The sequence below is a fragment of the Thermoanaerobaculum aquaticum genome (assembly GCF_000687145.1).
Taxonomy (GTDB): Bacteria; Acidobacteriota; Thermoanaerobaculia; order Thermoanaerobaculales; family Thermoanaerobaculaceae; genus Thermoanaerobaculum; species Thermoanaerobaculum aquaticum.
In genome coordinates this window covers 236,853-257,441 of sequence record NZ_JMFG01000020.1, presented here as the reverse complement: position 1 = coordinate 257,441, position 20,589 = coordinate 236,853, and the positions used below count along the sequence as shown (strand labels likewise).

At 62.9% G+C, this 20,589-nt stretch carries 22 protein-coding genes and 2 tRNA genes; 12 read left to right on the top strand and 12 right to left on the bottom strand.

Annotated elements, in window-relative coordinates; genetic code table 11:
• The first annotated feature begins 1 nt into the window (after nt 1).
• Genes lpxA through EG19_RS12745 form a run of 3 tightly spaced genes read left to right on the top strand, consistent with a single transcriptional unit; the run spans nt 2 to nt 2,686 of the window.
• Entirely contained in the window at nt 2-790 is a 789-nt protein-coding gene (gene lpxA / locus EG19_RS08490; RefSeq protein ID WP_038049539.1) for an acyl-ACP--UDP-N-acetylglucosamine O-acyltransferase, read from the top strand.
• Nucleotides 783-1,130 (top strand): DUF167 domain-containing protein, encoded by a 348-nt coding sequence (locus tag EG19_RS08485; RefSeq protein WP_053335122.1) that lies wholly within the window; start codon nt 783-785, stop codon nt 1,128-1,130. The genes lpxA and EG19_RS08485 overlap by 8 nt, the downstream gene beginning before the upstream one ends.
• Before the next feature lie 5 nt (nt 1,131-1,135).
• Nucleotides 1,136-2,686 carry an HD domain-containing phosphohydrolase gene (locus EG19_RS12745; RefSeq protein ID WP_152543996.1) on the top strand — a complete coding sequence of 517 codons (1,551 nt, stop codon included), beginning with the start codon at nt 1,136-1,138 and terminating at the stop codon, nt 2,684-2,686.
• Between the two features lie 28 nt (nt 2,687-2,714).
• On the opposite strand, the gene EG19_RS08475 is transcribed toward EG19_RS12745, so the two are convergent.
• Genes EG19_RS08475 through EG19_RS08455 form a run of 6 tightly spaced genes read right to left on the bottom strand, consistent with a single transcriptional unit; the run spans nt 2,715 to nt 8,572 of the window.
• The gene (locus EG19_RS08475) at nt 2,715-3,563 is read right to left on the bottom strand and encodes a zinc metalloprotease HtpX (protein WP_038049537.1); all 849 of its coding nucleotides are present in this window, start codon (nt 3,561-3,563) and stop codon (nt 2,715-2,717) included.
• Nucleotides 3,564-3,604: 41 nt separating this feature from the next.
• Nucleotides 3,605-3,781, bottom strand: a complete 177-nt coding sequence (locus tag EG19_RS13705) for a hypothetical protein (protein WP_161685529.1) — start codon at nt 3,779-3,781, stop codon at nt 3,605-3,607.
• 27 nt (nt 3,782-3,808) lie between these two features.
• Entirely contained in the window at nt 3,809-5,161 is a 1,353-nt protein-coding gene (locus EG19_RS08470; RefSeq protein WP_038049535.1) for a sigma-54-dependent transcriptional regulator, read from the bottom strand.
• Nucleotides 5,158-6,126, bottom strand: a complete 969-nt coding sequence (locus tag EG19_RS08465) for an ABC transporter permease (RefSeq protein ID WP_053335120.1) — start codon at nt 6,124-6,126, stop codon at nt 5,158-5,160. The genes EG19_RS08470 and EG19_RS08465 overlap by 4 nt, the downstream gene beginning before the upstream one ends.
• The gene (locus EG19_RS08460; RefSeq protein ID WP_161685526.1) at nt 6,123-7,100 is read right to left on the bottom strand and encodes an ABC transporter permease; all 978 of its coding nucleotides are present in this window, start codon (nt 7,098-7,100) and stop codon (nt 6,123-6,125) included. The genes EG19_RS08465 and EG19_RS08460 overlap by 4 nt, the downstream gene beginning before the upstream one ends.
• The gene (locus EG19_RS08455; protein WP_161685523.1) at nt 7,082-8,572 is read right to left on the bottom strand and encodes an ABC transporter substrate-binding protein; all 1,491 of its coding nucleotides are present in this window, start codon (nt 8,570-8,572) and stop codon (nt 7,082-7,084) included. Before EG19_RS08455 ends, EG19_RS08460 begins: the two co-directional genes overlap by 19 nt.
• Before the next feature lie 192 nt (nt 8,573-8,764).
• Here EG19_RS08455 and EG19_RS12740 point away from each other — a divergent pair, with 192 nt between their 5' ends.
• The 3 genes from EG19_RS12740 to EG19_RS08440 all read left to right on the top strand — a co-directional run bounded on the left by EG19_RS12740 (nt 8,765) and on the right by EG19_RS08440 (nt 11,442).
• Nucleotides 8,765-10,093: a sensor histidine kinase gene (locus EG19_RS12740; protein WP_161685520.1), complete on the top strand. Its 1,329-nt coding sequence runs from the start codon at nt 8,765-8,767 to the stop codon at nt 10,091-10,093.
• On the top strand, nt 10,090-11,124 hold the full coding sequence (locus EG19_RS08445; RefSeq protein ID WP_038049527.1) for a hypothetical protein: 1,035 nt from the start codon (nt 10,090-10,092) through the stop codon (nt 11,122-11,124). Before EG19_RS12740 ends, EG19_RS08445 begins: the two co-directional genes overlap by 4 nt.
• An 81-nt stretch (nt 11,125-11,205) precedes the next feature.
• Entirely contained in the window at nt 11,206-11,442 is a 237-nt protein-coding gene (locus tag EG19_RS08440; RefSeq protein ID WP_038049525.1) for a ferredoxin, read from the top strand.
• A 49-nt stretch (nt 11,443-11,491) separates the two neighbouring features.
• Here the strand turns inward: EG19_RS08440 and EG19_RS08435 are convergent, their stop codons facing one another.
• The 6 genes from EG19_RS08435 to EG19_RS08410 form a co-directional block, all read right to left on the bottom strand.
• Nucleotides 11,492-11,914: a HEPN domain-containing protein gene (locus EG19_RS08435; RefSeq protein ID WP_038049523.1), complete on the bottom strand. Its 423-nt coding sequence runs from the start codon at nt 11,912-11,914 to the stop codon at nt 11,492-11,494.
• The gene (locus EG19_RS08430) at nt 11,911-12,402 is read right to left on the bottom strand and encodes a nucleotidyltransferase family protein (RefSeq protein ID WP_053335118.1); all 492 of its coding nucleotides are present in this window, start codon (nt 12,400-12,402) and stop codon (nt 11,911-11,913) included. The genes EG19_RS08435 and EG19_RS08430 overlap by 4 nt, the downstream gene beginning before the upstream one ends.
• A gap of 16 nt (nt 12,403-12,418) precedes the next feature.
• Nucleotides 12,419-13,033, bottom strand: a complete 615-nt coding sequence (locus EG19_RS08425) for a thymidine kinase (RefSeq protein WP_053335128.1) — start codon at nt 13,031-13,033, stop codon at nt 12,419-12,421.
• 2 nt (nt 13,034-13,035) lie between these two features.
• Nucleotides 13,036-13,674, bottom strand: a complete 639-nt coding sequence (gene nth / locus EG19_RS08420) for an endonuclease III (protein ID WP_038049520.1) — start codon at nt 13,672-13,674, stop codon at nt 13,036-13,038.
• Nucleotides 13,675-13,677: 3 nt separating this feature from the next.
• On the bottom strand, nt 13,678-14,361 hold the full coding sequence (locus EG19_RS08415; protein WP_152543995.1) for a DUF502 domain-containing protein: 684 nt from the start codon (nt 14,359-14,361) through the stop codon (nt 13,678-13,680).
• Between the two features lie 71 nt (nt 14,362-14,432).
• Nucleotides 14,433-14,888, bottom strand: a complete 456-nt coding sequence (locus EG19_RS08410) for a hypothetical protein (protein WP_038049516.1) — start codon at nt 14,886-14,888, stop codon at nt 14,433-14,435.
• 187 nt (nt 14,889-15,075) lie between these two features.
• Between EG19_RS08410 and EG19_RS08405 the strand changes: the two genes are divergently transcribed.
• From EG19_RS08405 to katG, 6 genes are all read left to right on the top strand, one after another.
• A tRNA-Gly gene (locus tag EG19_RS08405) sits at nt 15,076-15,150 on the top strand.
• Nucleotides 15,151-15,267: 117 nt separating this feature from the next.
• Nucleotides 15,268-15,471: a hypothetical protein gene (locus EG19_RS08400; RefSeq protein ID WP_038049514.1), complete on the top strand. Its 204-nt coding sequence runs from the start codon at nt 15,268-15,270 to the stop codon at nt 15,469-15,471.
• A gap of 235 nt (nt 15,472-15,706) precedes the next feature.
• Nucleotides 15,707-15,781: transfer RNA gene (locus EG19_RS08395), tRNA-Cys, on the top strand.
• A 231-nt stretch (nt 15,782-16,012) separates the two neighbouring features.
• The gene (locus EG19_RS08390; protein WP_152543994.1) at nt 16,013-16,852 is read left to right on the top strand and encodes a hypothetical protein; all 840 of its coding nucleotides are present in this window, start codon (nt 16,013-16,015) and stop codon (nt 16,850-16,852) included.
• A gap of 10 nt (nt 16,853-16,862) precedes the next feature.
• Nucleotides 16,863-17,987: a choice-of-anchor X domain-containing protein gene (locus EG19_RS14295; protein ID WP_038049512.1), complete on the top strand. Its 1,125-nt coding sequence runs from the start codon at nt 16,863-16,865 to the stop codon at nt 17,985-17,987.
• Between the two features lie 331 nt (nt 17,988-18,318).
• Nucleotides 18,319-20,517, top strand: a complete 2,199-nt coding sequence (katG, locus tag EG19_RS08380) for a catalase/peroxidase HPI (RefSeq protein WP_038049511.1) — start codon at nt 18,319-18,321, stop codon at nt 20,515-20,517.
• Nucleotides 20,518-20,589 lie beyond the last annotated feature (72 nt).

Below are 20,589 nucleotides of genomic sequence, written 5' to 3'. Positions count from 1 at the left end.
GATGGCGCGCATCCATCCCACGGCCATGGTGGATCCCCGGGCGGAGCTGGCCGATGACGTGGAAATCGGCCCTTACGTGGTGATTGACGGCGAGGTGCGGTTGGGATCCGGCTGCGTGGTGGGGCCCTTTTGCCGGCTGGAAGGGCCCACGGTGATTGCCGAAGGCAACCGCTTTACCTCCCATTGCTCCATTGGCGCCCCACCTCAGGACCTGTCCTACAGGGGCGAACCCACCCGCCTGGAAATTGGTCCGGGAAACTGGTTTCGGGAGTTTGTGACGGTGCATCGCGGCACCACCAAGGGCGGCGGCGTTACCCGCATTGGTGGATACGGCTTGTTTATGGCCGGAGCTCATGTGGCCCACGACTGTCAGGTGGGCAACCACGTGATTTTTGCCAACGGTGGCACCCTGGCCGGGCACGTGGAGGTGGGGGATTACGCCACCATCGGGGCGTTCTCCGCGGTGCACCAGTTTTGCCGCGTGGGTCCCTATGCGTTTTTAGGCGGCTTCACCGTGGCCACCAAGGACTGCTTGCCGTTCATGCGCACGGTGGGGTCGCGCCCCGCCCGCTGCTTTGGCCCCAACACCATTGGCCTGGAACGGAAGGGCTTTGCGCCGGAGCGGCGGGAAGCGCTCAAAAAAGCCTGGCGCATCCTCCACAACCCCAAGCTCACCACCAGCGAAGCGGTGGCGAAAATTGCCGCGGAGCTGGGCGACCAGCCGGATGTCGCCTTGCTCCTGGAGTTCATCCGTTCCTCTCAGCGCGGGGTGATCTTGGCCCGTGGGTAAAGCGCCTGGGCACCCACAAGCATCAACCCCGGTCAACCTGCCCCCCGGCTTGCTGCAGCCGCAAGGTACCGGTTGTCTTTTGCGGGTGAAGGTGATCCCCAAGGGGAAGAAGCTGTCGGTGGTGGGGGTGCTTGGGGATAGCTTGAAGGTTTCCCTCACCGCTGCTGCCGAACGCGGGGAAGCCAACCGTCAGCTGCAGGAGTTTTTGGCCGAGCTGTTGGGGATCCCTTCTTCCAGCGTGGTTTTGAAGGCCGGGTTGACCTCGAGAAACAAGCTGGTCTTTCTTGCCGGTGTGGACCCGGAGCGGGTCCTCCAGAGTTTACAAGCCGTGCTAGGCTGATAGCAGTGAATTGGGGTGAGACCTTGGGTGGCTGGGTCAAGCGGGGTTTGCCCTTTGTGGCCGTGGGCTTGACCTGGGCTCTGCTCAACCGCCTGGCGGGGCTTTTCGAGTTCATGCCGGGGGTAAGCTTCTTCTTCCCGGCGGCTGCAGTGACCGCCGTGGGGGCCGCGTGGGTGGGACCATGGGGGGCGCTGGCGGTTTGGATGGGGAACTTCCTCTTCCCCTGGGGCGCCGCTGTGGGCCCGGTGCGCACGGGTCTTTTTGGTTTGCCGGAAGTGCTCTTCTACCTGGTGATGGTGGCGGCCCTCAAGCAAGCGGAGGGGCAAAGCCAGCACAAACTGGTGAGGGTGGTGGGCCAGGGCGTGGTTTTGGGGACGCTGGCCAGCGCTTCTGTGGGAACCCTCCTCCTTGCGCTCCTCCCGCCTCCCAGTCTGGAAGGCTTGCCCATCCGCTTGCCCTTGGCGTTCGTTTCGTGGTGGTTTTCGGACCTCACGGCAGCCTGCACCTTAGGTCTGGCCGGCATCGTGCTGGTTCGCCCGCAAGCGGTCTTGGCCCTGGAGGAGCAGGCGCACTTTCGCACCTGGCAGCGCCCGCGGGTTTGGGCACCGGTGCTCTTTGGGGCGATGGGTGCGGCTCTGGTGGTGGGCTTGCTTACCAGCATGGCCCACGCCAAGCCCCACTGGTTTGCCCTGCTCTTCCTGCCGGCCCTGGCGGTGGCGGCGTTTCGTGGGGGTACCGGGGCTGCCCTGGTGACCAACGGGCTCATTGCCGCTTTGCACCTGTTGTTGGTGGTGGGGTTCGACCGTTCCCAGGTGCAGCGGGTGACGGTGGAGTTGGGCACCGCCTACGGCTACGTGCTGGTTTTTACGGCCATGGCCTGGCTTTTGGGTTCGCAAGCCGCAGCCAACCGCTCCTTACTGCGACAGGTTCGCCAGCAGTCGCTGGCCCTGGAAGAGGCTCTGGAGCAAATCGTTTTGCTTTTGGCCCAGGCTTTGGAAGCCAAGGAGCGGGGGAGCCGGGGCCACGCCCAGCGGGTGGCTGAGCTTTCGGTGAAGGTGGGGGAATCGCTGGGTCTTTCGTACGATGAGCTCAAGGTGCTGCGCCGGGCCGCTCTCCTCCACGATGTGGGGAAGGTGGCGGTGGGGGAAGCGGTGCTCAACCAGCCGGTGGAGCTGGAACCGGAAGGGAGGGACTTCTTGCGAAAGCAGTTGGCCCAAGGGGTGGCTTCCCTCCGGCGGGTGGAGCTCCTAGGTGACGTTATGGCGGTGGTGGAGGCGGTGAACGAACGGTGGGATGGCAAGACCACCGGTGACTACCCCGGGCGGTTGGGGCTTTCGGGGGAAGCCATTCCGCTGGCAGCCCGCATCATTGCTGCGGTGCGGGCCTACGATGCCATGACCCACCCCAAGCCGTGGCGACCGGCCCGCACCCGGGAAGAAGCGGTGGCCGAGCTCTGGCGTTGCTCGGGGAGCCAGTTTGACCCGCAGGTGGTGCGGGCGCTCACCGAAATCCTCGGCCAACGGTGGGACGTGGAGGCCGACCGCCTGGCTGGCTGACGCCTCGGGGCCTTTTGTCTTGTGCTTTTTAGAGCCTTCCCACCATGGCTTCCAGACGGGCAATGCGCTCCTCAATGGGTGGGTGGGTGGAGAACAGGCGCATGAGCCCGCCACCGGAAAGGGGGTTGGCAATCATCAAGCTGGCCGTGGCCGGCTGGGCGGTTTCCATGGGAACCCGCTCGGTTAAAGCCGCCAGCTTGCGCAGTGCGGAAGCGAGCCCCATTGGGTTGCCAGTGAGGCGGGCAGCCTTTTCATCGGCGGCGTACTCCCGGGAGCGGGAGATGGCCAGCTGAATCAAAAGCGCAGCAATGGGAGCCACGATGAGGAGGAAGATGCCGCCGAGCGCTCCGCCGTTGTCCTCGCGGTCACGCCCGCCAAACATGAGGGCGTAGCCCACCATCCGCGCCAGAACCGTAATGGCCCCGGCCAGGGTGGCGGCAATGGAAGCCGTGAGGATGTCGCGGTTTTTCACGTGGGCCAGCTCGTGGGCCAGGACCCCCGCCAGTTCCGCCCGGTTCATGGTGCGCAGGAGGCCCTCGGTGACCGCTACCGCCGCGTGTTTGGGAGAGCGGCCGGTGGCAAAGGCGTTGGGTTGCAGCTCGGGGATGACGTAAAGTCGCGGCATGGGGATGCCGGCCCGCTGGGCGAGCTCCGCCACCACCGCGTAAAGCTCGGGGGCTTCCCTTTCATCCACCGGCTGGGCATGGTGCATGGCCAAAGCGATCTTGTCGGAAAAGAAGTAGCCCACGAAGTTCATGAGGCCGGCAATACCCAAAGCCAAAATCAAGCCCTGGCGCCCGCCCAGGGCATCCCCAATGGCGAGCAAAAGCCCCGTAAGGACTCCCAACAGCAGTACGGTCTTCACAGCGTTACCCATAAAACTCCTCCGCTTCTTGTTTGCCGAACGTGCGGGTTGGGTTACGAGCGCCCGGGGACCGGTGTCGGCTGCACCCACCCCTTATCGGCGTCGGGGTTCACCTCCACCTTGCACGAGCCGGGGGTGAGCAGGATCCCCAACACAAACACCAGCAACGCCAGCCCCACCGCTGCCAGGAAGTAATCCACAAAGGAACGCCGGGCCGCACGACGCCGCACGTTTTGAGGATAGCACGGTCAGGCGCGTCAGTCGCGGGGCACGGAGATTCCGTAGCGCTCGATCTTGTCGTACAGGGTGGAGCGGGAAATGCCCAGTACTTCCGCGGCTTTCTTGAGGTTGCCGCCCACCGCTTGAATGACCCGGCGAATGTGCGCGGCTTCCAGCTCCTCCAGGGACAAAAGACCGGCATCCAGCCCCTTGTGCAGGCGAATTTCCCGGGGCAGGTGTTCGGGCCGGATCTCGTCGCCATGGGCGAGGATCATGGCGCGCTCCACCACGTTTCGCAGCTCGCGGATGTTGCCGGGCCAGGGGTAGGCCTCCAGGATGCGCACGGCATCCGGGTGGATGCCCTGGATGTGCTTTCCGAGAATGGGGTTGAGCTCGGTGATGAAGGCGGTGGCAATGGGGAGGATATCCTCCTTCCGCTCCCGCAGCGGCGGCAGCACGATTTGGAACACGTTCAAACGGTAGTAGAGGTCCTTGCGGAAGCGGCCGCTTTCCGCTTCCTCCCGCAGGTCGCGGTGGGTGGCGGCAATGATGCACACGTCCACTTGAATTTCCCGCACCCCTCCCAGGCGCCGGAAGCGGCGGTCCTCAATGGCCTTGAGGAGCTTGGACTGGACGTGGGGGTCCATGTCGGCAATTTCGTCCAGAAACACCGTGCCGCCGTGGGCCGCCTCCAATAGCCCGAGCTTGCGTTCCCGGGCGTCGGTAAAGGCCCCGCGTTCGTGACCGAAGAGCTCCGACTCCAAAAGCTGCGGCGCCAAAGCCGCGCAGTTCACATCCAAAAAGGGGGCTTCCCGCCGGCGGGAAAGGCTGTGGATGAGGCGGGCAATCATGCCTTTGCCGGTGCCCGATTCCCCCAAAAGCACCACGGAAGCGTCGGTTTCTGCCACCTTCTGGACCAGCTGCCGCACCTCGCGCATGGCTTTGGATTCCCCCACCGGGAACCGCACACCTCGCGCCTTTTCCCTGGCCATTTGGCTTTCCATTTGCCGGTGCCAGACGTGACGGGCCAGCTCTTTCTTGACCACGGCAATCACCTGCGCCGCTTCCATAGGCTTGACCAGGAAGTTCTCGGCGCCGCGCTTCATGGCTTCCACCACCGTGGCGATGTCGCTGCGGCCGGTGAGAACCACCACCGGTGCCTCCTCGCTGGCCTTGAGCCGGGCCAAAAGCTCCAGCCCGTCCATGTCGGGGAGGCCCAAGTCCAAAAGGATGAGCCCCGCTTCCTTTTGGGCCAAAAGCGCCGCCGCTTCGGCGGCTGTCCCCGCCCCCAGGGTGGGGATGCTTTCGGCTTGCAAAAGCTCTTCCAGCGACCGGCGAAGCTCAACGTCGTCTTCCACCACCAAAACCGGCAACGGCAGGGTTTGGTTCATGCTGGGCTCCCCTCAAGCCTTTCCCCGCGGGCCAACTCCCCGAGGCCGTCGGCAATGGTGGCAAAAGCGAGCACCGAAAGCGCCACCGCAAACCCCGGGAAAACCGGCAACCAAAAAGCCAAACGCCAAACCTCAAACCCCTCAGCGGCCATGCTACCCCAGGATGGGATCGGCGGGGGTACGCCAAACCCCAAGAAGCTCAGGGCCGCCTCCAGCAGGATCAAGTCGCCCAGACGCAAGGTGGCGTCGGTGGTGAGAGGGGTTAAAACGTGGGGGAACACATGGACAAAAGCCAACCGCAGGGGCTTAAGCCCAAGCCCTTTGGCGGCCAAAAACCAGGGCTGCTCCCGGCAGAGCAAGGCTTGCCCCCGCACCAAGCGGGCCACCCCCATCCACGAGAAAAAGCCCAGCATGAGCACCACGGTCCCCAGGGAGGGGCGGAGAAAAGCGCTGGCCGCCAACAGCACAAACAAAAGAGGGAGAGCCAAGGCTGCATCCACGAAGGCCATGAGCACACGGTCCAAAAAGCGAGGCCCAAGACCCGCAGCCATCCCCACCAGGGTTCCCAGGGTCACCGCCAACGCCAGGGACAGGACGCCTACGGAAAGGGAAATTTGTCCCGCCTTCACCAGCCTGGCCGCCACATCCCGGCCCAGGGCGTCGCTGCCCAACAGGTACCACCGGGGTTTCACCGAAACCACGAGATTTTCGGGCACCTTTTCCCAGCTGCTGCCGCGGCGTAAAAGGAGGCCGTCTGGCGTCCGGGCAATCTCACTGCCGGCAAGGCTTGTGCCATCCTGCAAGCTCACCACCAGCACCCTGGACAAGGGCGGCAGAAGCCCGGCCCCCCGGGGGTCCACGATGGCGTTGGGATCGGGAAGCCAAAGCGGGCCCAGCACCACCACCGCGAGCTCCAAGGCCACGACGGTCAACCCAAACCGCAGCCGGCGGGGGGCTTTGCTCATCCCCTCATCCTCTGGTCAGCCCAAGAGTAGGCCACGTCTGCCAGCCAATTTCCGGCCACCACCGCAGCGGTGACCAGGACTGTCCCTGCTTGAATGAGCGGCACATCCCGGGCGGTGACCGCCGCGTAAAAGACCTGGCCCATGCCGGGCCAGGAAAAAATCACCTCCACAACCAGTGAGCCCGACACCAAAAAGGGCAGGGAAAGCCCAAGAACCGTGATCATCGGCAAAAGGGCGTTGGGCAAGGCGTGGAGCAGCAGCGCCCGGCGCTTGCTGCAACCCCGGGCCAGGGCGGCCAGCATGTAGGCTTGGCGCTTTTCGTCCAAAAGGGAGCCCCGGAGGTAGCGGGCAACCGCGCCGCAACCGGTCAAACCCACGGTAAGAGCGGGCAAAGCCAGGTGGCGGGCGGTTTCGGCAAGGTGTCCCCAAAAGGAAAGCCCTGGCGCTTGCGGCTCGGCCATGTGCGAGGGTGGAAAAACCGGAAAGGTGTAGGCCAAAAGCCACAAAAGCACCGCAGCCACCAGGAAGGCAGGCATGGCGTACGCGGCTAAGGAGAGGCCAGAGAGCAGGCGGTCCCAAAAGCTGTGGGGTTTGTAAGCCTGCACCAGGCCCAGGGCAAGTCCTAAGGCCAGCTCCAGAAAAAGCCCCCAGGAGGCCAAAAGCGCGGTGTTGGGTAGAGCTTGCGCCAGTACCTCCCGCACCGGACGGCGGAACAAGAAAGAGTCCCCCAAATCCCCGGAAACGGCGTGGGCCAGCCAGCTTGAGTACCGCTGCCAGATGGGGCGGTCGAGGCCAAAGTGCTCGCGCAAACGCTGGCGCGCTGCCGGGGAAATCCGGGGATCGGCCATCTTGGAGGCCAGATCGCCGGGGGTGAACGCCACCAGGAAAAAGGTCCCGCTGGCCACCAGCCAAACCACGAAGATGCTTGCGGCCAGCCGGCGGATGAGGCGGGCGGTCATGGCTCGCAGTACCACTCCGGCAAGTTGAAAAACACCGAGGCGGGGTTGATGTTGGCACCTTTAATGCGGCGGAAAATCCCCACCAGCTGAACCCCCTCGTAAAGGAAGGTTACCGGCTGGTCCTCGACGATGAGCTCCTGGGCTCGGTCCCAGAAGACTTTGGCCTTATCCAGGTCGTTTTCCTCCCGGGCTTGGGCCACCAAAAGGTCCACCTCGGGGTTGGAGTAGCCAACGAAGTTGTTGCTGCCGGCGGTGGCGGATGGGGTCACCCAGAGGGAGGCCATATCCACCTTGGTGGCTTCTTCCCAGGCGCTCAGCACCGCGTCGAAGTTGCCCGCCTCCTGTCGGGCCATCATGGCGGTGAACTCCATGGGTGTGGGTTGCACCTTGACCCCCACTTTGGCGAGGTCCGCTTGGATCATCACCGCCGCTTGCGCCCGCAGAGGGTTCACCGAGGGGTAAAGGAGCTCCACGGTGAAAGCTTTGCCCTGCCAATCCCGGAAGCCATCGCCGTTGGTATCCCGCACCCCGGCCGCGTCCAGCAGCGCTGCCGCCTGGGCCGGATCGTAGGGAAGCGGCTCCAGGTTGCGGTTGGCCGCCCACATGGTGGAGGGAATGGGGCCCTTGGCCAGGCGGGCAAAGCCCCAGTACACGGTGTCCACGATGGCCTGGCGGTTGATGGCCAGGGTCAAAGCCCGCCGCACCCTTCGGTCGGAAAGCGGCGGCCGTCGGTTGTTCCAGCCGATGTACCCCCAAACCCGGGAGGGCACCTCCACCACCTCCACCTTGGGGTGGCGTTTAAGCTCTGCCGCCTCCCGGGGGGGGACCATCAACACCACATCCACGAGGCCAGCCAGGAGCTGCGAAAGCTGCTGCCCGGTGTCGGGGATGATCTTGAACACCACGCGGTCCAAGTACGGCTTTGGAGGGTCCCAGTAGGCGGGATCCCGGGCCAGGGTGAGGCTCTGCTGGGGAACGTGGGAGGCCACCCGGAAGGGGCCCGAGGTGACCAGGTGCCGGGAAAAGTCGGTGTGCGTCCACTCTTCGATGGGGATCTTCCCCCAGGCGTGGGCGGGGAGGATGTGCCCGTCGTTGGCGTCCATGAGCTGGTAGGGGTAGGTACGGGAAAAGCGGAAGCGAACCTCGGTGGGGGAAACCACCTCCACCGCTTCGATGAAGTCTTTGATTTCCTGGCCGGACCAGGGAAGCCGTGAGTCCTTTTGCACCCGGAAGGTAAACGCCACGTCTTCGGCGGTCACCGGTGTGCCATCTGACCACCGGGCGTTGGGGCGGAGGTGGAAGGTGAGCGTGCGGTTGTCCTCGGAAAAGGCCCAGGAAACCGCCAGGTTGGGGGCAAAGGAAGGGGGGTGCTGCTCGTAGTCGGGCTGTTCAATGAGCAAGGAGGGGAAAAGCAGGTCCAAGATGGCAAGCTCGGTGCTTTCGGCAAAGCCGGTGTACTCATTAAAGCTGGAAATATCCTGAGCCACAGCTATGGTGACCTGCCCTCCGTGGACCGGCTCGGTGCTGGGAGGTGAGGGCGATGGTGCTTTTTTGCTGCAGCCGGGCCCTAAGCCCAGCAAAAGGAAAAGAAGGCTTATCCATAAACGCTTACCACGGACCATCGAGCACCTTCCCCTGGCTATGGTAGCAACCTCGGCATGGGCGCGTACAATCGCGGTGTGGGACGACAGGACTTAGGTTGGAGCCGGCAGTACCTGTTTGTGGCGGCGGTTTTCGCCCTGCTTTTTGTGGTGGCGTTTGGGCTTTTTGCCCAGCTCACCATCTCCCAGCTTTCCCGCTCGTACCTGGAGGACGTGCTGCTCACCGGGCGCGCCCAAGCCGAGGAGCTGGCCAAGCAGTTTCGGGGTGAGGGTCCGCTGTACCAGGTGGTGGAGAAGAAAAAGGAAGCGCTGCAGCGGCTTTCGCTTTCCCTGGCGCGGAAGGAGGTCATCGAGTCGGTGGAGGTTTACGACGAGCGGGGAAGGCTGGTGTGGCGCACCACCACCCGCAGCGAAGGGGTTCCCGGCGGTTTCCCTGAGCCCGGGAGCGAGTTCGTGCCGTTACCCCAGGGCGAGCACGTCATGGAAAGCCAAACGTCCTACCAGATCCGTGTGCCGGTGGAGGAGCTGGCCACGGTGGTGGTTTCCATTCCCAAATCGGCCCTGGAGCAACGCATTGCCCTGTTGCGGCGACAACTGGTGGTGCGTACGGCGCTGGCCGGCGGCGCCACGCTCACCATGATGGTGCTGGCCTTCGTCTTCATTGGCCATCTCATCAAGCGCAACGCCGAACTGGAGGCCCGCCGCCTGCGGGATCGGGAGCTGGCCGCCCTTGGGGTGCTGGCGGCCAACTTGGCTCACGAGATCCGCAACCCCTTAAACGCCCTTTCCATCCACTTGGATCTGGTGGCCGAGGAAACCGGCGCCGACCCCTCGGCGGCGGAAGCCGTGGCCCTGGCCAAAAAGGAGGTTTCTCGCCTCCGCAAGCTGGTGACTGATTTTCTGCAGTACGCTCGTCCTTCACCACCGCAAAAAGAGCCGGTGGAAGTGGAGGCGTTCCTGCGGGATGTGGCTGCGCTTTTGGGTCCCGAGTGCGAGCGGGCTGGAGCCAGTCTGACGGTGGAAGCTTCCGCCGGTACGTTGCTGGTGGACCGCGGGCAAATGACCCAGGTTTTGTTGAATTTAGGGCTTAACGCTTTGCAGGCCTTACATGAGGCTGCTGTCAAGCAAATAACGCTGCGGGCCTTCCGAGATGGATCGCATTGGGTCCTGGCGGTGGAGGACAGCGGGAAGGGGATCCCACCGGAAGAGCTCCCGCGGGTGAAGGAGGCCTTTTACTCCAACCGCAAGGGCGGAACCGGCCTGGGTTTGGCCATTGCCGACCGCATTGTGGTGGCCCATGGTGGGCAGCTCATCCTGCAAAACCGGCCGCAAGGCGGGCTTTCGGCGCAGGTGCGGCTCCCGGCGGCAGCAGAAGGCGTGTACACTCTCCCTGGAGGCAAAGCATGAGGAAGCTCCTTTTTGGCATCGCGTTGTGGCTGGTATCCCCGTGGGCGTGGGCCAGTTTCCGGGCGGCGGATTTCGTGATTGTGCCGGCGGCAGCCGCTGCCCCTGGCTTGCAAAACGCCACGTGGCGTACCGATGTGGAGATCATGAACGTGGATGAGGTCCCGGTGGACGTGATGATCGTTTTCTTGCCCACCGGCAACATCAACAACACGTACTGGTTCGACAACTTCGCCTACCACCTGGGGGGCCGCAGCGAAGACGGCTTCACCAAGGTGGATCCCAAGCTCAAGGACATTCAGCCGGGGCGCAGCGTGGTTTTGGAAAACATCATCGAGGGCAACTGGGGCGCCAACAGCATGGGGGCGCTTTTAATTTGGGCCTTTAAGGCTGGCAGCTTCAAGCAAACCACACCCCCGGGAGGGGAGCCGCGGAAGATCCTGGTGTGGAGCCGCACCTACAACAAGAAAACCGCGGAGGACGGGACGGTTTCCACCTTTGGGCAATCCATTCCCGGCATCCCCTGGTACTACTACATTGACCCCCACAAGCAGCAACAGGGCCTTAACAAGGTGGTGTTTTCCGGGATTCGCGAAGATGCTTCTTTTCGTACCAACATTGGCCTAGTCAACATTTCCGACCGGCTTACCTCGTTGGAAGTGGAGCTCACCCTTTACGGTGCGGATGGCACCAAGCTCAAGGACCTGGGGGTGGTGCTTAGCCCCCTGGCCCACGAACAGTTCGATCAGGCCGTAAAAAGCGGGCTGTTCCGCTTGGAAAACGACCTTACCTTCGGCACCCTGGAAATTACTGTCAAGGCGTGGCGTTCCACCGCGGCAGAGCCCACGCCGGCGCTTTTGGCTTACGTGTCCCGGGTGGATAACGCCACCAACGACGCTGTGTATCTGGAGCAAACGTACACCAAGGAGTTCCCGTGGGATTGCGTGTTTAACGGCAACTGCTCCGCTTCTGCGGCTACGGCTTTGGGGCTGGTGCCTGCGCGGGTACGTCCCTTGGCGCCCCCGCATCCCTGAGCGGGAATAATCGGCTTGTGCCTCGTGCTAATATTCACGGGCGGTGGGCTGCCTGAGGCGGCCTCAAGAAAGGGGTGAGCAATGGCCGACAAAACCAACAAGGTGCCTTTGAACGTCCCGGGCAAGTGGTACGTGGATACCTCCTGCATTGACTGCGACGTGTGTCGCACCACGGCGCCCAATAACTTCAAAGCCAACGAGGACGAGGGCTATTCCTACGTGTACAAGCAGCCGGAAACGCCGGAGGAAGAGGCCCAGTGCCAAGAAGCCAAAGCTTCCTGTCCGGTGGAAGCCATTGGCGACGACGGCGACGAGTAAAGCTTCACCAAAAGTTAAAACCCAAAGCCGGCACCTGCCGGCTTTGTTGTTAACGAGCTTCCGGTGGAGGGATCACCCGGGCCGCCCACGCCACCACGAGTTGTGCGTCTTCCAGCGCCTTTTGGGCGTCTTCCCGGCTGTACTCGCTGGTAGGGATAAAGTCGTCATCCCCGTAAAAGGCAAACTCCCGCTCCCGCCGCAGGCGCTGGGAGATGGCGGCTAGCTCAGGCACAGCCTCTTGCACTTCAGGGGCAAAGCGATGGGTCACTTCCTTGAGAATCCCGCCCACATCGTGCCACCGCGGTGGGTCCACAGCGATGGCTCGCAGCATGCCCTTTAAGGCCAGTTCGACGATTTCCTGGGCTTCCCGCACCACATCGGAGTAGGCTTCTTCCGAAAGCAGTACCGCCAGCGCCTTGAGCCGCTTTTGCGCCTTCACCAGGTAGCTTTGGGCCAGGGTGAGGTTGGTCACAGCTCAAAAACCTCCCCCGGCCGAAAATCGGGTTTCAAATCCCAGAAGCTGGTGTTGTCGCGCACGATCCTGCGGGCCCCCAGCTTTTCTAGGCGGCCTTTGACCTCGGCCAAGAGGGTCGCCAGAAACCCGTCGCGGTCGAAAAGGATCTTGCCCTCTTCCGTCATGTCCCAAAAAAGCACCGAGCCCCTGCGGGCCTCTTCGGGGGTTTTGAAAACGGGGGCCAAGAATGTGTCCACGCCTTTTCTTTTGGCTTCACCCAAGGCCGGGGCCAGACGTCGTTCCACCTCTCCAAACTCCCGCACCCTTGCCCCCCGACCCGGGGGAAGCTCTTCGGCCACGATGAGAAAGTCCAGATCAGAATCAGGCCGGGCGGTGCCCCGGGCCACCGAGCCAAAGATGGCCAGCGACACCAAGCGGGGACCGTAAACCTCGTGGCACGCAGTCGCCAGGGCCCGCGCCAGCTCTTCAAAAACCACGGCCGTCACAACGTTAGTTTAGCGCTCAGGGGCCGGTTGTTGTCTCATCCTCTTCGGGAAAGAGCGCCGGAGTTTCCACCACACCCCCGGGCTCAAAGCAGTGGCGGCAGCGGGCCTCGTAGGTGTCAGCAGCGCCCACCAGCACCTGCTCCTGTTCCGCCGTGAGTCTCTGGGTGTAGGAAGCGGGAGCCCCGCAGCGGGCGCAAATGGCGTGCATCTTTTCCACTTCCTCGGCAATGGCCAAAAGCTCCGGCATGGGACCAAAAGGTTTGCCGCGGAAGTCCATATCGAGCCCGGCCACGATCACCCGCTTGCCCAGGTTGGCCAAATGGTTGCAAACCCGCACCAGGGCTTCGTCGAAAAACTGCGCTTCGTCAATGCCCACCACCTCGGTGCGGGGGTCGAGGCGCTGCAGGATCTCCTCGGCCCTGCTCACCCTCTCGGCTTCCAGCCGCCAGCGGGAGTGGGAAACCACCTGGGTGGCGGAGTAGCGGTCGTCCAGCGCCGGTTTAAAGACCTGCACCCGCTGCCGGGCGATGATGGCCCGGCGCAGGCGGCGGATGAGCTCTTCGGACTTTCCGGAAAACATGCAGCCGGAAATCACCTCGATCCAGCCACCCCAGGGGAAACGCCGGTGCATGGTCACACCCCCACCCGTGGACAAATTTCCGCGAGCCTACAGGAAGAGCAGGCGGGCTTGCGGGCCTTGCACACGTAGCGACCGTGGAGGATCAAACGGTGGCTCAACGCAACCCACTGGTTTTTGGGGAAAAGCGCCATGAGATCTTGCTCGATTTTTTCGGGATCCTGGGCGGTGGTCAAGCCCAGACGCTGGGAAACCCGGGCTACGTGGGTGTCCACCACGATGCCGGTGGCGAGGCCGTAGGCGGTGCCCAGCACCACGTTGGCGGTTTTTCGGCCCACCCCCGGGAGCTTCACCATGGCCTCCATGTCCCTGGGGACCTCGCCGCCGTGCCTTTCCACCAGAGCCTTGGCCATCCCCAGCAGCGCTTTGGCCTTGTTGCGATAAAAGCCGGTGCTTTTGATGAGCTCTTCCACCTCTTCTTGGCCGGCTTGGGCGAGGGCATGGGCGTCGGGGAAGCGGGCAAAAAAAGCCGGCGTGACCTGGTTGACCCGGGCGTCGGTGCATTGGGCGGAAAGGATGGTGGCTACCAGGAGCTCGTAGGCGTTGCGATGGTCAAGCTCACACCGGGCCTCCGGGTAGGCTTCGGCTAAAAGGGCCTGCAGTTTTTTTGCACGCTGGGACAGCGCGGTTTCCATGGGTTAGCTCTCCTTGAAAATGCGGGCCAAATCCCCGGCAGCAAGCCCTCCGGAAATCACGATTTTCACGGCTTCTTCCACGGAAAGATCGGTGGTTCTCACCGCCGATTTGGGATAGGCCAGGAAAAAGCCAGTGGTGGGGTTGGGAGTGGTGGGCATAAAAACCGCCACCATAGGAACCGGGCCGCTGGGGCCTTTGGCTTCAAATTCCCCGGTTTGAAACGCTACACACCATGCACCCTCGCAGGGAAAGGGAATCAGGACCACCCGACGAAAGCCCTGCGTGCGATCCCGGGAAAAAGCACGGGAAACCTCCCGGGCCCCCAGGTAAACGGGGCGGAGCACGGGAATGCGCGTTAAAACCGCTTCCCCAAGGCGCAAAAGGCGTCGTCCCAGCACGTTGTGGGCGGCCACCCCCAAGAAAAACATGAGGAGAAGGGCAATAGCGGCCCCAAGACCGGGTACCGGGCGGCCCAGAAAACGCATGCTCCACGGGTAAAACCAGCGGTCGAGCAGGTTAAACAAAAACCGCCCAAAGAACAGCGTCACCACCAGGGGAAAAGCCACCAAAACGCCGGTAATGAGCCGGGAGCGGATGTAGGAAAAAAAGCCAGGTTTTCCTTCTTTGGAAGGGACAACCAGCGGAAACTCCACGGAATCCTGAGGGCTGCGCGGTTTAGGTTCCATCGCCTCGTATTCTATACGGAAAACAAAAGCCCGGCTCAACGCCGGGCTTCCCCTAGCGGCAAAAAATGGGCCTAGGTGGTGGGGTGAGTGTGGCCAGTCGCCCCCTTGCTGCACCCGGAGCCCTTGGCTTCACCCTTGGAGCAGCAGGAAGCTTTGGCGGCGCTCTTGTTGCAGCCAGCCGTCATGCCGGACGCGTGCTTCTGCAGGGCTGCCACCAGCTGGGCATCGGCAGAAGTGGCGGTAATCACCACTCCGTTCGCGATCTTCTCCACGGTGCGGGTGACGCCCTCAGCGTGCATGGGGCAGTTCTTGCAACCCTCTTTGTCGCAAGCCTCGCTCTTGCTTTGGAGCTGGGCGACCACCTTGGGATCGGACGAGGTTAAGGTGATCTTCACACCGTTGGGAAGGTTCTCCACCTGCTTGCTGACCGCCTGATCCTTGCCACAGCACGCACCGCCAGCGAAAAGCGGGGCCGCCGCCGCAAGCCCAACAACCACAACCAACGCCAGTACTTTCAAAGCTCTCATGACTTCCTCCCTTTCGTTCGCGGTGGAGTCTATCACGACCCCCTTTGCCGCGTTTGCTCCTTTCTATGTTTGATGCGCGGAGGAAGTTACAGGCTGCCCAGCAGAACCTGCTGCCGCCAGCTCCCAGCCCTTGACCACCGGCCGGGAGGTTGCTACATTTTCTTTCGCTCGCGGGCGCGAGCGGCGAGCGGGAATAACTCAGTGGTAGAGTGCGACCTTGCCAAGGTCGAAGTCGCGGGTTCGAATCCCGTTTCCCGCTCCATTGCCGGGGGGCCAAAAGGCCCCCCGATCCTTTTTGCCCGGGCGCTCGCCTTTTCCGCAAGCCAACCCTTGCCTTGCCGCCTTTCGAGCGTACATTGACAGGTAGGGGAGGTGGATCATGTTCCTGGAGCTTTCGGAAGAGGAACGCCGTACCCTGGAGGGCATTCTGGAGGCCGCCCTTCGGGACCTCAGGGCTGAGGTCTACCACGCGGACACTGCGGAGTTTAAAGAGCAGCTGAAAGCCGATGAGGGTGTGCTGCGCAGTTTGCTGGCCAAGCTCCGGCAGGCAGGCTCGGCATCGGCCGCCGGCGGCCAGGGTTAGGTAGGCATTCACGGTAGGACTTGCAAATGGTTTTTTGCTGCGGTTTTTGCCGGCCTCGGGGAGTGGGCGCCCGCGGGGATGGGTTTTGGCCCCTGGCGAGGCCTGCCGAGAAGGAGGCAACCCAGGGCTGAAACAGCCCGGATCTGGGAGCCAAGTTGGCGATGGCAGGGCCTGCACCCAACCCAGAAAAGGTCGTTGACACCCTGCGGCGACGCGGGGTATCCTTCGCCTGGCCGGCGACGTAGCCAAGTGGTAAGGCAGGGGCCTGCAAAGCCCTCATTCGGCGGTTCGAATCCGCCCGTCGCCTCCAAAAATTTTCCCACCTCTTGTGAAATTCGTAACGACGGCCACTCTTCTTTCAATTTTTCGCCAAGAATTGCCCTTTTGCCGTTTCCAACTGAAAAAATTTTGACATCAAGACAAGCCCCTTGACGCCACCTCGCGCGGCTGGGTACATAGGAAGCAGCTTATGGGTTGCGGCGCCAAGTTTGGGATTTTGAGAGTTTCCAGGCGTAAGCGATACGCCGGAAAGGAGGAGAGCATGCGTCGAGGGGGAGGATTTTTGTTGGCTTGCCTCCTGGTCTTTGGCCTGAGCGGAGCGGCTTGGGCCAAAACTGGGGTGGCCTTGGTGCACGGCAAGGGGTCGGCGGATTTGGCGAACCCCAGCGTGGCGTGGGACTACTGGGGCACGGACATGATTAAGGCGGTTACCAAGAACTACACCGTGCCTTACGTCATTTGCCACTACGACGGTACCCAGTACATGTGGGTGGCGGCGGGGCAGGTGGCCCAGCAGCTTTACGACTTCATCACCCAGCAGGGCATTACCGACCTGGTCATTGACACCCATTCCTTCGGCGGCATCGTCATCCGTTGGATCTTTTCCAACCCCACTTACGACTGGCGTTACCCCACCATCATTCAAAGGACCCGCTGGATCAACTCCATTGCCGCGCCTCAAAAGGGCAGCGAAGCGGCAGATTTAGCCGGGACCTTGGCGGGTTCGTGGCTGACCGGTTGGATCGTGGATTTGGTGGGGCAAAACACCAACTCCACGTACAACTGTCGCACCGACTGGATGGCTTACTACAACCAGTACTACCTGAAGGGAACCGAAGGGCGGCCGGCGTTACCTAAGACCGTGTACTGGATTTCCGGCTGGGGTTTGTGGAACGACTACTGGTGGACGTTCCATTACCAGGACATTGGGTTGGCCACGCTTTCCGGGATTGCCGGGCTTCCCGGTGAAGACGACGGCATGGTGGCGGAGTACTCGGCTGAGGCGGTGGGTGTCCAGTGGTTCCGAACGGAAGCCAACCACCACCACAACCGCCGCAACGATTTCCGGGCCATTGGCACGGCGTTGAGCACGGATTTCTAAGGAGGGGGCCATGAAGAAATTAACCTTTGTTCTGCTGGCTAGCTTGCTGGTAACGGGCAGCCTTTGGGCTGCGGAATGGGGCTTGATCGAGCCCGCCGCCTATCCTGGTAAGGGTGTGGCTGGCCCTGCGCATCACTCCAAACTCTTTGTGGTTTCCGCTCCGGTGGTGAACGGTGAAGCCGAGGTGGTGTTGCCGCTGACCCACCCGCGGGGAGCTTTAGCCGTGGTTTTGGGCGATCGCCCCAGCCGTGCTTGGGCCAAGGAAAAGGCCCTGCCCCGCAAGGAGTTCGTGGAACCCGAATTGGAAACCATGGACCTACCCGGCGAGGGTGTTCGCTTTGGCCTTGACGCCTTAACTCCGGGAGAGCATCGCCTCCGTTTGCAGGGGTTGTCCAAGCCCGCGGTGCAGGTGGCGGTGGCGGAGCCGGAAAGCCCGGTGGAGCTGGTCCTGCAGGTGCGGCCCTTAGCCGTGCGCAGTGGGGAAGAGGTGGTGGTTTCGGCGCAGGTGGTGGATGAGGCGCCGGTGGCTGGGGCGCAGGTGGTGGCCACGCTTTCCAGCGGCGCAAGGTTGGTGCTTAAGGACGACGGCCAGGCCCCCGATGAGCGGGCCGGCGATGGCATTTTCACCGCTGCCTTTGTGGCTCCCGAAGTGAGGGGCATGGCGCCGGTGGAGCTTCAGGTCAAGGCTGCGGGTGTCAGGGGCAAGGGCGAGCCGTTCATGCGGGTGGCGCCGGCGGCGGTCATGGTCACCAAGCCGGCCACCGGTGTGGCCGATGAGGGCGTGAGCGTAAGCCCGGAAAACCTCGTGGTTCCCTTAAAGCCGGCCACCGGCCGCTTCCGGGTGGAGGTGCTTTACGCAGCGGAAGGCACCACCTTTGCCTGGGCGCAAGAGGAGGTGAACCTTTCCGGCAATGCCGCCCAGGTGACCCTCCCGCGTCCCCAGGAAACCTGGGGCGCCGACAAGGCGCTGGTGCGGCTTTTGAACATGGACACCATGGGGGTGGAGGCCGAGCTGGAGGTGGCTCTGACCCCGCTGGCTTCGCCCCCGGATTTCCGGGCCAAGGCGCAAGCGGCACCGGCTCTTCCGGCTTCCAAGGCGGAAGCTGCCCGCCGCTTTGGCGACCGCAAGCCCTAAACGCTCCACGTTCGCTTTAAAACCCCAAGCCCGCGGCACCCACCGCGGGTTTTTTGTTTGAGGCTTCAGACGGTCTCTCCTTGAAGCTTTCGCTTCCGGGGTTACGGAGCGCGTCTTCGTCCAGAGGAACTGGGTCCAACAAGGTGTTCGCCCGGGCCCATGGGGGTAAACTGAAGAAAATGAGAACGCGTGTTCCCGGTGTAGTGTTCGTCAGTGTGGGGCCTCGTCCCCAAACACCCCACCCCGTAGGCGGAAAAGGAATAAGAGTTTTCCGTTTTTGGTTCACGGGGGTAGAGCCACGGGCGTGTGGCAAAGAAAGGAGAGGAAGCGTATGAGTGAGAAGCAAGGGCAGCAAAAACCGGTGCAGCGGGGGGCGTTGCGGCATACGGTTCTCGGGCATTTGGGGATCCGGCAGTGGTGGCCGCAGCAGCTCAACCTGGGCATCCTCCATCAGCATTCGGAAAAGTCCAACCCCCTGGGGCGGGACTTCAACTATCGGAAGGCCTTTTCCGAGCTGGACTACTGGGCGTTGAAAAAGGACTTAGCAGAGCTCATGACCCAATCCCAGGAGTGGTGGCCGGCGGACTGGGGCCACTACGGGGGCCTCATGATCCGCATGGCGTGGCATTCCGCCGGCACCTACCGCATTTTTGACGGTCGCGGCGGCGGCTCCACCGGTGCCCAGCGCTTTATGCCGTTGGGCAGCTGGCCGGACAACGCCAACCTGGACAAGGCCCGGCGCCTCCTTTGGCCCATCAAGAAAAAGTACGGCAACAAGATTTCCTGGGCGGACCTCATGATCCTGGCCGGCAATGTGGCCCTGGAAACCATGGGCTTTAAGACCCTGGGTTTTGGTGGGGGCCGCGAAGACGTGTGGGAGCCGCCGGAGGACATTGACTGGGGTCCGGAAACCGAGTGGCTGGGCGATCAGCGCCACAGCGGCCATCGGGAGCTGGCCAAGCCCTACGCTGCCGTGCAAATGGGGCTTATCTACGTGAACCCCGAAGGTCCGGAGGGCAAACCCGATCCGGTGGCGGCGGGCAAGGAAATCCGCGAGAGCTTTGCCCGCATGGGGATGAACGACGAAGAAACGGTGGCGCTCATCGTGGGTGGCCACACCTTTGGAAAAGCCCACGGTGCGGTGCCGGCGTCTCATGTGGGTCCTGAACCCGAAGCGGCACCGCTGGAGCAGGTGGGTTTGGGCTGGAAAAACACCGCCGGCAAGGGCCACAGCGAGCACACCTACACCTCCGGGCTCGAGGGAGCCTGGACCCCAACGCCCACCAAGTGGGACAACACCTTTTTGGAAATCCTCTTTTCCTACGAGTGGGAGCTGGTGAAAAGCCCGGCCGGCGCTTGGCAGTGGCATCCCAAGAACGTGCGGGAAGAACACATGGTCCCCGATGCCCACGTCCCCGGCAAGAAAAACCCGCCCTTCATGCTCACCACCGATTTGGCCCTGCGCTTCGATCCCATTTACGAGCCCATTGCCCGGCGCTTCTGGCAAAACCCCAAGGAGCTGGAAGAAGCCTTTGCCAAGGCCTGGTTCAAGCTCACCCACCGGGATATGGGCCCCAAGAGCCGTTATTTGGGTCCGGAAGTCCCCAAGGAAGACTTCGTGTGGCAGGACCCGCTGCCGCCGGTGGAGGGCGCACCGCTGGGGAAAGCCGACATCCAAACCTTGAAGCAGAAGATCCTGGCTTCGGGTGTGACACCCCGGGATTTGGTGTACGTGGCCTGGTCGGCCGCCAGCACCTTCCGCATCTCCGACAAGCGGGGCGGGGCCAACGGCGCCCGCATTCGCCTGTTGCCGCAAAAGAACTGGCCGGTGAACGAGCCGGAAACCTTGGCCAAGGTTTTGGCGGCGTTGGAGAAGATCAAAGGGGAGTTTGAGGCTGCCAGCGGCAAGAAGGTTTCCCTGGCCGATCTCATCGTCCTTGGGGGCACGGCAGCGGTGGAAGAGGCGGCGCGCCAGGCCGGCTTTGCCGTGGAGGTTCCCTTCTTCCCCGGGCGGGCCGATGCTTCCCAAGAGCAAACCGAGGTGGACTTTTACGCGGTCATGGAACCCGAGGCCGATGGCTTCCGCAACTTCCAAAAGGAGGACAGCGTCATTCCTCTGGAGGAAGCCCTGCTGGACAAGGCGCAGCTCCTGTCCCTCACCGCTCCGGAAATGACGGCGCTGGTGGGTGGTTTGCGGGTGCTGGGCGCGGTTTTCGGGAACTCCTCGCTGGGAGTGCTGACCCAGCGGGTGGGGGCCCTGACCAACGACTATTTTGTGAACCTCCTGGACATGCGCTACGAATGGCAGGACCTCCACGGCGATGGAAGGTTCTTCCAGGCCCGGGGCCGCAAGACCGGGGCGGCTATCTGGACCGTAACCCGGGCAGATCTGGTGTTTGCCGCCCATTCCCAGCTGCGGGGCTACGCCGAGGTTTACGCCTGCGACGACAACCAGGAGAAATTCGTCCGCGATTTTGCAGCCGCCTGGTCGAAAGTGATGCATCTCGACCGCTTTGATTTGCAGCAGTAGCGTCTCCCTGTGTTTGCCTCAAAGCGCCGGGTCCCCCCGGCGCTTTTGTTTTGTTCTCCACAACCGCGCAAA